This window comes from Providencia sp. TYF-12, assembly GCF_041344805.1.
GTDB lineage: Bacteria > Pseudomonadota > Gammaproteobacteria > Enterobacterales > Enterobacteriaceae > Providencia > Providencia huashanensis.
In genome coordinates this window covers 539,607-552,656 of the sequence record NZ_CP166833.1, presented here as the reverse complement: position 1 = coordinate 552,656, position 13,050 = coordinate 539,607, and the positions used below count along the sequence as shown (strand labels likewise).

10 protein-coding genes are annotated in these 13,050 nt (G+C 41.4%); 4 read left to right on the top strand and 6 right to left on the bottom strand.

Annotated features, from left to right (window positions below; all coding sequences use genetic code 11):
- Positions 1-170: 170 nt before the first annotated feature.
- Positions 171-668, bottom strand: a complete 498-nt coding sequence (gene soxR, locus ABE954_RS02475) for a redox-sensitive transcriptional activator SoxR (protein ID WP_042848467.1) — start codon at positions 666-668, stop codon at positions 171-173.
- 99 nt (positions 669-767) lie between these two features.
- On the opposite strand from soxR, the gene ABE954_RS02470 reads away from it, so the two are divergent.
- Genes ABE954_RS02470 through ABE954_RS02455 form a run of 4 tightly spaced genes read left to right on the top strand, consistent with a single transcriptional unit; the run spans position 768 to position 5,612 of the window.
- Positions 768-1,196 carry a DoxX family protein gene (locus ABE954_RS02470; protein ID WP_042848469.1) on the top strand — a complete coding sequence of 143 codons (429 nt, stop codon included), beginning with the start codon at positions 768-770 and terminating at the stop codon, positions 1,194-1,196.
- Between the two features lie 12 nt (positions 1,197-1,208).
- Positions 1,209-2,318, top strand: coding sequence for an efflux RND transporter periplasmic adaptor subunit (locus ABE954_RS02465; RefSeq protein WP_042848470.1), 1,110 nt, complete (start codon positions 1,209-1,211; stop codon positions 2,316-2,318).
- Positions 2,319-2,328: 10 nt separating this feature from the next.
- The gene (locus tag ABE954_RS02460) at positions 2,329-5,433 is read left to right on the top strand and encodes a MexW/MexI family multidrug efflux RND transporter permease subunit (RefSeq protein ID WP_042848472.1); all 3,105 of its coding nucleotides are present in this window, start codon (positions 2,329-2,331) and stop codon (positions 5,431-5,433) included.
- On the top strand, positions 5,430-5,612 hold the full coding sequence (locus tag ABE954_RS02455) for a hypothetical protein (protein ID WP_042848473.1): 183 nt from the start codon (positions 5,430-5,432) through the stop codon (positions 5,610-5,612). The genes ABE954_RS02460 and ABE954_RS02455 overlap by 4 nt, the downstream gene beginning before the upstream one ends.
- Before the next feature lie 52 nt (positions 5,613-5,664).
- Here the strand turns inward: ABE954_RS02455 and arnT are convergent, their stop codons facing one another.
- The 5 genes from arnT to ABE954_RS02430 form a co-directional block, all read right to left on the bottom strand.
- Positions 5,665-7,308, bottom strand: a complete 1,644-nt coding sequence (arnT, locus tag ABE954_RS02450; protein ID WP_129466992.1) for a lipid IV(A) 4-amino-4-deoxy-L-arabinosyltransferase — start codon at positions 7,306-7,308, stop codon at positions 5,665-5,667.
- Positions 7,309-7,705: 397 nt separating this feature from the next.
- On the bottom strand, positions 7,706-8,980 hold the full coding sequence (locus ABE954_RS02445) for a bifunctional O-acetylhomoserine aminocarboxypropyltransferase/cysteine synthase (RefSeq protein WP_042848476.1): 1,275 nt from the start codon (positions 8,978-8,980) through the stop codon (positions 7,706-7,708).
- A 296-nt stretch (positions 8,981-9,276) separates the two neighbouring features.
- On the bottom strand, positions 9,277-10,536 hold the full coding sequence (locus ABE954_RS02440; RefSeq protein WP_042848477.1) for an aromatic amino acid transport family protein: 1,260 nt from the start codon (positions 10,534-10,536) through the stop codon (positions 9,277-9,279).
- A 278-nt stretch (positions 10,537-10,814) separates the two neighbouring features.
- The gene (gene dcuC / locus ABE954_RS02435) at positions 10,815-12,173 is read right to left on the bottom strand and encodes an anaerobic C4-dicarboxylate transporter DcuC (RefSeq protein ID WP_042848478.1); all 1,359 of its coding nucleotides are present in this window, start codon (positions 12,171-12,173) and stop codon (positions 10,815-10,817) included.
- A 318-nt stretch (positions 12,174-12,491) separates the two neighbouring features.
- Positions 12,492-12,947, bottom strand: coding sequence for a regulatory protein RecX (locus tag ABE954_RS02430; RefSeq protein WP_042848480.1), 456 nt, complete (start codon positions 12,945-12,947; stop codon positions 12,492-12,494).
- Positions 12,948-13,050: the final 103 nt, after the last annotated feature.

Genomic DNA, 13,050 nt, shown 5'->3' with positions numbered 1-13,050 from the left:
AATAATTACGCAAAAATAGCCAAAAGCTGTAGCCGATGGACGCAAAAATTATCCATTCAGTGCGGCAATTTAAATAATAATGTGTTGATATACCTAAACAAATAGCCACTTTTTGCAGTGGCTATCCAAATGGTGAGAAATGTGATGGGATGCAAGTAAGGGGAAATGACTTATGGGCGTTCCAAAATTCGTGCGCCGGGGCCTCTTTTTCCCAATACATCATCAGGGTTGCGAAGCGGGCAATCACTCAGTGATAAACAACCACAGCCAATACAATTATCTAATTCATTGCGCAAACGAGTTAACTGCCTGATCCGCTTATCTAAAGAAGAGCGCCACTGGGTGGACATTTCTTTCCATTGTTCCGATGTGAGTGAACTATTCGCAGGAAAACGCCCCAAAGCTTCTTGAATTTCATGTAGTGGTATCCCCGTACTTTGCGCAACTTTAATGATGGCAATATAACGCAGAACCACAGAGTGAAAACGTCGTTGATTTCCTTGCGTGCGTGTACTTTGGATCAACCCTTTTGACTCGTAAAAATGAACTGTCGACACCGCCACACCAGCACGTTTAGCTACCTCACCAACGGTTAATGCCCTTGTAAAATCTATTTTTTTTCCACTTTCTTTGCGTGGTTTTATCGCTTTCGTGTCTTTCTCTGCCATTTTTGCGTCCCTTAGCTTGACCTCAACTTAACTTAAGGTTTTATAGTACCACCCTGCAAGTTTGTCAATTGACATTATTTTTTTAAAGGGGATAGGTTTATGCCATCGGTGATCACCAAATTGTTAGAAAGCAACAGCTTATGGATTATTGCTCGTTTGCTGATCTTGGTTTTATTTATTTCATCTGGTTTAGCCAAAGTTTTTGATTATGAGAATAGCCTTGCCGAAATGCGTGCTGCCGGTCTGCACCCGGATTGGTTTTTCAATATCGCATCTGCTTTTGTCATGTTAGCCGCTTCCGTTCTGGTGCTTTTCAACCGCCTTTTATGGCTTGGAACTGGTGCTCTAGCCGTATTTTTGTTTCTCACTATTGTGATTGTTCATACCTTTTGGAGCTATACAGGGGAAGAAGCCAAAATCGCTATGTTTTGGGCGATTGAGCATATTTCAGTCATCGGTGGCTTAATCGCTGTCGCTATTGCAGGGCATTTTCGAGGTCTTTATTTCGCGTTAAAAACGCAGAAATAGAAGGAAAATCTAATGAATAAAAAAACAATAATCATACTGTGTTCAATTTTAATTGCTGCAGGGGGCGGTAGTGCTATCTATTCTACCTATGCACAAAATGAAGATAATAAACAAGCTGCTTACCAGTACCCTCCCGTTAAAGTCGCGTTAGCCCCAGTCAGTTTAAACACGGCTCCACGAACTTTCTACGGAGTAGGTGAACTTGAAGCAGGAAGCCAAGTGCTAGTGGCAGCTGAAACCAGTGGCCGCATAACTAAAATTGCTTTTGGATCTGGTCAGCAAGTCAAAAAAGGCCAGCTATTAGTGCAACTCAATGATGCGGTTGAGCAAGCCGATTTATCGCGTTATCAAGCACAGTTGCGTAATGCTGCTCGTTTATACGAAAGAACCCGTTCCCTCGCAACACAGCATTTAGTCGCAGAAGCTCAAGTTGATAGTACACGGGCGGAACGCGATATCGCTCAAGGTTTGATCCGTCAAACCCAAGCTCTGATTGCGCAAAAAACCATCGTCGCACCTTTCGATGGCACAATAGGTATTCGCCAAGTACACGAAGGGCAATATTTGAGCCCCGGAGAAACTGTCGCTAGCCTTGTCAATACGAAAACATTAAAGCTCAATTTTTCATTAGATGAGCAGGCATCCCCCGAACTCCATCTGGGGCAGATTGTCGATATTACTGTCGATGCCTACCCAAATAAAACATTCCCAGCTCGGATCACTGCCATTGACCCATTAATCGGCAAATCTCGCACTATTGCCTTACAAGCAACATTAGACAATAGCGATGGGACACTGAAAGCTGGCATGTACGCCAATGTCAATGTGGTGCGCCAAGTCAGCAATCAAGTCCTCACCATCCCAGAAACTGCGGTTACTTATACTGCCTATGGCGATACCGTATTCATTACGCAAGGCGAAGGTAGCGCCATGACAGTTAAACGCGTTTCGGTGAAAACGGGGCAACGTTGGGATGGAAAAATAGAAATAGAGCAAGGGTTAACTGCCGACGATAAAGTCGTGACTTCAGGGCAATTACGCTTAAACGATGGTTCTGCGGTGACACCTGTCGCACAAGACACCTTGTCTGAACCAATGACTCCGACCGTTCAAGGTTCTTAAGGAAGGCGCAATGAAATTTACTGATATTTTTGTTCGCCGGCCTGTCTTAGCTCTGGTCGTCAGCGCACTTATCGTGTTAATTGGCTTATTTGCACTAAGCAAGCTACCTATTCGCCAATATCCACAACTTGAAAGTGCAACTATTACCATTACGACACAATACCCCGGGGCATCAGCAAAGCTGATGCAAGGTTTTGTGACGCAACCTATTGCCCAAGCGGTTTCCTCAGTCGAGGGGGTCGATTATCTATCCTCATCCTCAGTACAAGGTAGCAGCCTTGTCACTGTACGAATGGAACTTAATCGAGACTCTACCCAAGCTCTTGCTCAAGTAATGGCTAAAGTAAACCAAGTTCGTTATAAGTTACCGAAAGAAGCTTATGACCCTGTTATTGAGCTTTCTTCTGGGGAATCCACCGCAGTTGCCTATATTGGCTTTTCCAGTACTAATTTATCGATACCAGCGCTAACGGATTATATCTCCCGCGTTATTGAGCCGATGTATTCCTCTATTGACGGCGTCGCCAAAGTCCAAGTTTTTGGTGGGCAACAACTTGCTATGCGTTTATGGCTTGATGCCGATAAGCTTGCAGGGCGAGGGCTAACAGCCGCCGACGTCGCGCAAGCTGTGCGCCAAAATAACTACCAAGCAGCTCCCGGAAAAATTAAAGGTGAATTCGTTATTTCTAACGTTTATGTCAATAGCGACCTCACCAATGTTGATGAATTCCGTGATCTGGTGATCCGAAATGATGGTAATGGATTAGTCCGCCTGAAAGATGTAGGAACCATTGAACTGGGCGCTTCATCCACTGAAACAAGTGGTTTGATGAATGGGGAGCCGGCTATTTACCTTGGTTTGTTTGCGACACCAACGGGGAACCCGTTAGTGATTGTTGATGGCATGAATCAATTAATGCCTGATATCACTAAAACCTTACCTCCGGGTGTTAAGGTGGAAATGGCATTTGAAACCTCACGCTTTATTAAAGCCTCTATTGACCAAGTGATCAGCACCTTAATTGAAGCCTTGCTCATTGTCATTGTGGTTATTTACCTGTGTTTAGGCTCAATTCGCAGTGTCATCATTCCAATCTTAGCCATTCCGTTATCAATGTTAGGCGCAGCCGCACTGATGATGGCTTTCGGCTTTAGTGTTAACTTGCTCACCTTGCTAGCAATGGTACTCGCCATTGGGCTCGTTGTGGATGACGCTATCGTTGTTGTCGAAAACGTTCATCGCCACATTGAGGAAGGGAAATCCCCTGTTTTAGCTGCATTAATTGGGGCTCGTGAAGTTGCAGGCCCTGTGATCGCGATGACCATTACCTTAGCCGCGGTATACGCCCCAATCGGCTTGATGTCAGGTTTAACTGGCGCGTTATTTAAAGAGTTTGCTCTAACGCTAGCAGGCGCAGTGATTGTCTCAGGTATTGTGGCGTTAACCCTTTCCCCTGTGATGAGCTCTTTCATGCTCAATTCAAAACAAAACGAAGGGCGCATGGCGCGAATGGCTGAAACGTTCTTCAGTACGTTAGCTCATTACTATACTATTGTATTGAATTTTTCTTTGAAAAACCGTTGGTTAACAGGTGTTATTGCAGTTGCGGTCTTTATCAGTTTGCCCCTACTTTACCAATCTGCCCCGCGTGAATTAGCCCCTGTTGAAGACCAATCTAGCGTATTAACCGCTATTAAATCGCCACAACACGCTAACCTAGAGTATGTTGAACGTTTCTCACGTAAATTACATGATGTTTTCATGGAGTTACCGGAAACAGAAAGCACATGGATTATTAACGGCACTGATGGCCCTTCCGCTAGTTTTGGGGGAACAAACCTCTCCTCATGGGAACAACGCGAGCGCCCTGCGTCGGCTATCCAAGCTGACTTACAAGGACGTGTTGGAGATGTTGAAGGAAATAGTATCTTTGTCTTCCAGTTACCTGCATTGCCGGGCTCAACAGGGGGACTACCGGTGCAAATGGTACTACGAAGCTCACAAGATTATTCCGTGCTTTACAAAACCATGGAAGAGATCAAACAGCAAGCGCGTGAAAGTGGGTTATTTATGGTGGTGGATAGCGACCTTGACTATAACAACCCAGTGGTTGAAGTCCGCATTAATCGTTCAAAAGCAAATAGTTTGGGGATCAGGATGCAAGATATTGGTGAATCCCTGACTTTATTAGTGGGTGAAAACTATATCAACCGCTTTGGAATGGATGGGCGCTCCTATGATGTGATCCCACAGAGTATTCGCAGCCAACGACTAACCCCTGACGCACTGTCACGGCACTATGTAAAATCGGAAGCGGGAACGATGATCCCACTGTCAACTGTCGTAGATATCAATACGCAAGTTGAACCCAATAAGCTCACGCAATTTAATCAACAAAATGCGGCTATTTTCCAAGCAATTCCGGCTCCTGGAGTCACACTCGGCCAAGCAGTTGCTTATTTAGATGGCATTGCCAGTGAACTACCTGCCGGCTTCAGCCATGACTGGCAATCCGATTCGCGCCAATATAAACAAGAAGGTAACACCCTCGCCTTTGCCTTTATGGCGGCGCTCATCATCATTTATTTAGTTTTAGCTGCCCAATATGAAAGTTTAGTCGACCCACTGATTATTTTGATCACTGTTCCTTTATCTATTTGTGGAGCCTTGATCCCACTCGCGCTGGGTTATGCAACGTTGAATATTTATACCCAAATTGGCTTAGTGACATTAATCGGTTTAATCAGTAAACACGGCATATTAATGGTGGAATTTGCGAATGAGTTACAGGCCAATGAAGGTTTGGACAAACGCCATGCTATCCTCAAAGCAGCACAAATTCGCTTACGCCCAATCCTAATGACAACAGCAGCGATGGTCATTGGTTTAGTACCTTTGTTATTCGCGACAGGGGCAGGCGCCAATAGCCGCTTTGGATTAGGTTTGGTGATCGTAACAGGGATGCTAGTTGGCACGTTATTTACTTTATTTGTTCTGCCCACCATATATTCATTACTTGCCCGTAATCATAGTGCGACTGCACTGACACCAAGGCGTTATGAGCTTGCTGAAGCTAACCGCCTGATAAAAGAAACAGAGGAGGCTTCTCAATGAGCAATACGTTATCTGGTCGTTACCAAAGAAATAGTCGAACTGCGGATACAGTGGAAGTCGATGCAAATACAATGAGTAATAGTATGACAATGTTATTAATTTACCATGGGCTACCCCCTGTAATAGGGAAAAACCACCCGACAGGCAACAACCCTCACGGCAATAAGCCAACTCGCTAATCAGGCGATTAAATATAAATGGTATTACATTCCATGTAATACCATTTTTCTATTAACCCTCGTAGAAAGCGAAAACTAAGTTCCCCTCACGAATTATAATTGGGTTACCAGGAAGAGCATCAATGATCTCTTTTTGTGAACCATCTACCACTACCGCGACATTCTTATAGTGATTATTTTTTAATAAACCAGGTAACTGACCTAAGCTATAAAACCGATTAATAGCATCAGGGTATTTTAACCCATAGCTTAATTCACCAGTTTGGTGAAGCATCGTAATATCACTACGCTTTAGTACCCATGCTAAAGCTGTCCCTAACCCAACATTATTTGTCAGTAATATCGATTTGTTTTCTAACTGTTTATGGTATTTTTCAATTACATTTTGAGGCGTGTTATTACTTTCAACGCGATAAGGGATCACATGGCCGACACTCAAACTGATTGCCACGGTGCAAGCCGCAGCGAAGTACCAAAACCGTTGTTTAAAAGAAACCAATGCCACTAATAACCAGCAGATAAAAGCGGCGGCGGCCAACCATAATTTGTTACTTTCATCTGCCTGATAAATGTTAATTTTAGGTATATAAGGAGAAGCAATAATTAATGCCGCGGCAGCCCCACCGACCAATAGGTTAATAACGGCATTTAAGCGGATAGCGGTTGTTTTTTTCTCAGCCCGTACTTTTTCAATGTAAGCCGCCATTAAAATGGCAACCGGTGCAATACAAGGTAAAATATAGGTTAGTAGCTTGCCTTTTGTGATGCTAAAAAATACAAATGGGGCGATAAACCACAATAAAAAGTAAAGGTAAATCCCTTTTTGCCGCCAAGCATAATGTATAGCCCCAAAAAGATAACCCAACCATGGTAAAACAGCAGCAAGTAATATAGGAATATAAAACCAAAATGGTGATTTGTTCTGTGCGTTGTCCGCCATAAAGCGTTGAATATGCTCAACCCAGAAGAAGTAATTCCAGTAGTCAGGCTCACGGCTAGCAATCACAAATGCCCAAGGTAAACAGATAACAAATGCCGTAAAGATTGACACAAAAGAAAAAACAAAGACTTCTTTGAATTGCTTAAAGTACACCGCGGCAAGAGAACAAACTAAAACAGGTAATACAAGCACTAAAAAGCCTTTCGTCAGAACCCCTAGTCCACAAGCCACCCCCATCATAATAAAAGCGCATAATCGATGAGAAAAACGTTGTGTGGTTAGACCCCATTGGAAAAAGAAAATCACCATCGTAATAAAAGCGGTGACTATTGGGTCTAGAATATTGTAGGTGCCTATCGTAAACACCATAAGCATCGAAAGGTAAATAAAGGCAGCGTTAAATGCGATACGTGCATTTTTCCATGACATTTTAGCGCTGAGATAAACAAATAACCCACTGACCAAAGTGCTAAAGACAGCGCCAAGGCGCACGGACACATTATTTTCACCAAATAACATTTGAAACAGTGCCCCAACCCAATAGCCAAAAATCGGTTTTTCGAAGTAACGAATATCAAGAAGTTCAGGCACACTCCAGTTATAGCTAATAATCAGTTCCCGGCTAATTTCGGCATAACGTAACTCGTCAGGCTGCCATAGCAACCTACCGTTTAACGGTAAAAAATAGGTCGCTAAGATAAACCCAAATAGTAAGCACCACTTAAGGTAGGCAACTTTATTGTTTGCCATAATCATTTTTTCTCAACCATTCTTGTTATTGATATTTAATATCTTTTAGCTTATTCGCTTTAAATAAACACTTTTTACTGACTATTTAGTTATTATCGTTATGGCAATTAAACCCCGTTTAAACAAATCAAAAGTTAATTTGTATCAGGCTGATTCTTGGTAAACAATCCATAAATAGAAATTATATTTCATCAATAATAAATAGATAAGAATTGAACATTAAGGTTAAAACCTTACAGGGCCGTTCAGTTTTTCAAAATACTATATAAAACTAATTATTAATATAAAAATAAGAACTAATACAACAAACAAAACGAGTATCATCTTTTTTGGATAATAAAAAAGAAAAAACTGGTTATGATTTTACTTTACCATAACCAGTTTTTATCAAGTTTTACACCAATTATCTTGCCGCAACTAATGCCTGTTCAAGGTCAGCTAAAATATCATCAATATGTTCTATACCGATAGATAAACGGATCATATCCCGCGATACGCCTGCCTGTGCGAGTTCAGCATCATTTAATTGGCGATGCGTTGTGGACGCCGGATGGCAAGCTAATGATTTAGCATCACCAATGTTCACTAATCGTACAATCAGTTGCAGTGCATCAATAAAACGTGCTCCTGCTTCTTGGCCACCTTTAATACCGAAAGACATTATACTTGCCGGCTTTCCGTTCATATATTTCTGCGCTAAACCGTGCTCTGGATTGCTTGGTAAACCTGCATATTTCACCCATTCAACTTGTGGGTGCTTTTCAAGGAAATTAGCCACTTTTAATGCATTTTCTGTATGCCTATCCATTCTTAATGCTAATGTTTCTAAGCCTTGTAAGATTAAAAATGAATTAAATGGCGACAACGCCGCCCCAGTTCCACGTAAAGGCGCAACACGGCAGCGAGCAATAAAGGCGGCAGCACCAAAGTGCTCTGTATAGCTTACACCATGATAAGCTACATCAGGTTCTATCAATAAAGAAAAGCGATTTGGATGCTCTGCCCAAGGGAATTTCCCTGAATCGATAACCATCCCGCCAAGTGATGTCCCATGACCACCAATATATTTAGTCAATGAATGAACCACAATATCCGCACCATGTTCAAAGGGACGGCATAAGTATGGGGTTGCCACTGTGTTATCGACAATCAGTGGAACACCATGGCGGTGAGCAACTTCGGCTAATGCGGCAATATCAACAATAAACCCTGCCGGATTGGAAATTGACTCACAAAAAACTGCGCGGGTTTTATCATCAATCAGCGCTTCAAGTGCGGCTAAATCATCATGCTCCGCAAAACGAGTTTCAATCCCTAAACGTGGTAACGCGTGGGCCAATAAGTTATATGTGCCACCGTACAATTTTGCGACGGAAACAATGTTATCACCTGCCTGCGCAATAGTTTGGATGGCATAAGTAATAGCTGCCATACCGGAAGCAACAGCCAGCCCAGCTACACCGCCTTCTAATGCTGCGACACGCTGTTCTAAAACATCATTTGTTGGGTTCATGATGCGTGTATAAATATTCCCCCCGACTTTTAAGTCGAAAAGGTCAGCGCCGTGCTGAGTGTCATCAAATGCATACGATGTAGTTTGGTAAATTGGAACCGCAACAGACTTGGTTGTTGGGTCTGGAGAGTAGCCCGCGTGAATCGATAATGTTTCTAATTTCATTTGTTATCCTTGTTATGACGCACTGGAAAACACGGCCAGAAGAGATAATTATAAGTGGGTTCTATGCTGTGATATCAATAGATATTACCTAAGACTATATACTAGGCAACTATTTGAACTTGAAATTATTTCATATAGATTAGTCTACACTCCATGCCTTAGAACGCTTTGCACCGCTCAACGCCGATAATTAATCACATAAGGTATTATTCTTATAATCTATTTCTTATTCATATAAAAAAAAGCCACAACCCATTGAGATTGTGGCTTTTTAAAACGAATCGAATTACCCGCGATTATTGAAATGCACCATAAATAACAGAAGTAATGGACGCTAATCCGCAGACAAAAGTGAATATTTGTGCTGGCTTTGACGTACTAAATTTTTTCATTGCAGGAACAATATTCATCGATACCACCGGTAGAATGAACAGGATAGCCGCGATCATTGGCGCCCCCATCGTTTCAATCATACCTAAAATGCTTGGGTTACGAATAGTGACGATCCATGTTGTTATCACAATAAATAACATAGATGCTGTCTCAATTTTCCTAACTGAGAAAGAAGAGCGGGATTTAATTAACCCAACTAAACCTTCGTGGGCACCTAAGAAGTGACCAAAATAGCTAGAAACAATCGCCGCAAAAGCAACAATCGGCCCTAAGTAAGACAAAATTGGTGATGGATTGATATTAGCAATATGCGATAACACGCTAATGTTCTCTTGCTTGGCAATTTCCAGTTCTGCTGGGCTTAAAGATAACACCACAGAAAAAACAAAGAACATCACAAAGCCTGTTAACATTAAGGCTGCACCACCTGTGATCATATCAGTTTTGACGATTGCCTTGTCACCAAATTGTTGACGTTGGTCTTTGGTAAATTGGCTGATAATCGGGCTATGGTTAAATGAAAATACGATCAGTGGGATAGCCATCCAAACTATAACTGGCATTGCACTCCAATCAGGCGACACTTCTAGCATCGACATATTCCACTCAGGGATTAAATATAAAGACAATGCTAATAAGATGAAAACTAATGGGTAAACCATCAAAGAAGTGAGTTTTAACATGAGGTCACGACCAAACACCACCCCTGCTGTCATTGCCGAAATCAACACACCTGACAGTAACCAACGCGGAGGTTGCGCCATGCCAAGCTGATTGACAATAAAAGAATCAACGGTATTGGTGATACCCACGCCATAAATTAATACAATTGGGTAAATAGCAAAGAAATAAGCAAAGGTAATGATATTTGCCCCAACTTTACCAAAGTGCTCTTCTACAGTATCAGTAATATCCGCATTCGGATTTTTTGCAGACAAAACAAAACGCGCTAACCCTTTATGTGCTAGCCAAATCATTGGGGTAGCAATTAATGCCAACACAACTAATGGCCAAAAACCCCCAGCACCTGCTTTAATAGGTAAGAATAAAACCCCTGCCCCTACGGCTGTTCCAAATAAAGAAAGTACCCATGTAAAATCCTTATACGTCCATTTACTTACTGGCTTATCCGTTGTAACCACTGTTTTTTCTATTGTGCTCATCTTGTATTCTTCATCATTAACGTTATTAAAATCAGATGCGCCGATTTTGCATGAAGTTAGTAAGACCGCCTAATTTAATTTACCTATTTTGTTCAACTTTTTGGCGTAGATCTCGTTAATAACGTCAAATAAAAAAACTCAATGTAATTCCTCTGTAAAAATCCTTTTTAGCTTGTGATTAAAATAATAAATTTTGCATCTAAAGAATTTAATTTTAAATGTGATAAAAAAATGGCTGAACTACTAGCTCAGCCATTTACATAAAAAATAGGTTGGGTTTATAGATAGACAGGAACTAAAATTTCAGTTGCAATGACCACAACAATTAAGCCAACTAGCACTGGAATTGACGTTCTTTTTACCACTTCAAACGGTGAAATTTTAGCCATCCCAGACACCGCAACGACGACACCTGAAACAGGTGATAATGTGCGCCCCAAGTTAGAAGCTTGTAACATTGGGATCACCAAATAAGCTGGGTTGACGCCCATCTGTTTTGCTAGATGTGGAATTAATTCGACAAAGGCATAAAACGGTGCATTACCAGACCCTGTTGTCATTGCAGCTAGCATTGTAATAATTACCAATGCAATCATCATGACAATCGCGCCCGAACCAAATGATTGTGCTAGGTCAATAAGCCCTTTGATAAAACCAATAGTACTTAAACCTTGTGCAAATACACCCGCCGCAACTAATAACATAACCACTGTAGCAAAGGCTTCAGCCATCCCTTTATAACAAACCTCTAAGCCACCATAGACGTGTTTTGCACTGAAACTACGAATGAATTCAATAACAGCAGCTAAAATAATACAACCAACAATGATTGTAACTATGTGCAGTTCAGGCGCCCACTTACCATCAAATACTAATACACCAATAATCGGAGTGAATGGTAAAATGGCATAAAAAGAAGGCGCATGAGTTTTGATTTCATTGACGTCAAGCATTTCCATTTTGACGTTTTCTTTTCTATCTAGATAACGCTGCCAGAAGAAATGTGCGATAGACATAGCAACAATTGCAGCAATAGAAATAGGCAAAGTCACTTTAAATGCAAAATCAACTAATGGCATTTCAGCAGCTTGCGCCGCTAAAATAACGTCACCTGAAGTCGGTGCCAGAATAATTGCCGCTGGTGAAGCACAAATTGCCGCCGCTGCACCACGGCTAATCCCGACATTCACCATCACGGGGAACAAGGTTGCCATCAATAACACCCCAAGACCAGTCGCAGAGGAAACCGCCAGCGACATCAAGCAAGCAACAATATAAGCCGCTACCATTAATAAATATGGCGAGTTGATCATTTTTAGCGGTTTTGATGCAATTTTAACAACCACATCATTGGCACCAATATGGGTCATGTAAGATGCAAACCCACATAGCACCATAATCATCATACCAAGGTCACCACCTCGGCTCATTAATAGGAATTTTATGTATTCCAAAATGTCTGTTGTACGCCACCCCGTCGTAGGAACAGAACTTGGTAAAATACTTTTTCCCATAATAGCGGTAATGATCAGAAGTAAAATCCCCCCTGTCATTAGCACGCCCGTTGCCGAATACCCTTTTATGATATAGCGCCCAACTCCAATGGCGACAATAACGCCGATTAAGAGCTCAATCATTTGTTTCTCCTGCCTGTCTCATTTTGTAATTATAAAAAATCACTCTGCCTAATAGTTAAGCAAAATTCACTGACAATGATCATGCCAGACGATATTTTTTAATATAGATATGAATAAAAACACAAGATAAAGAAATAATAAATCTTTTATAGAAGAGATTTTCTAGCGGATTTTACCAATTACCCTCTTCAGATAGGTAGAACAGACTAGATTAGGTTAAAAAAAGAAATTGAAGTATATGCGGATACCAATGGGTTCGTCATCAAGATAGCTAATCAAATACAGAAAACCTGCATTGATATTAAAATCAGGAAACAATCAACTAAACAGTTCGTAAATCATATCGCCAAAAAAACCTCGATATTGTAAATAACGGATCTGTTTACTCTTTTCTTTAAAATCTTGGGGTAGGTCATCACCAAATTTTTTGCTGCGTACCAATGCCGCTTTCTCAAACCAATCCACATCAACATCAGCAAAATGTTTTTCAACTAAAGCTTCAGAAAAGCCTTTTTGACGCATTTCTTGCTTAATTCGCAACGGACCATAACCTTTGCGAATATAGCCCTGCATTAATAGTGCCACCACCCGATCATCATCAAGAAAGTGTTGCTCACTGAGTCGTTCAAGGGCTTTTTCAATCAACGATTCATCAATAATACCTTCATTTTTCTCATACATCCGTCGTTTCATACGGCTAAATAACTCAGCTTTACCGTAGTCACGGCGAGAAAGCATAAACAGGGCATATTGGTACAGGTCAGATTCATTCATAGTGTCAAACTATCATCATTAAATTGGGCACTTTACGCGCCCAGTCTAACACAAACCTTTGTACTCTAAATAATCCAAGGCATATATAGGCAACAAGCTTCGC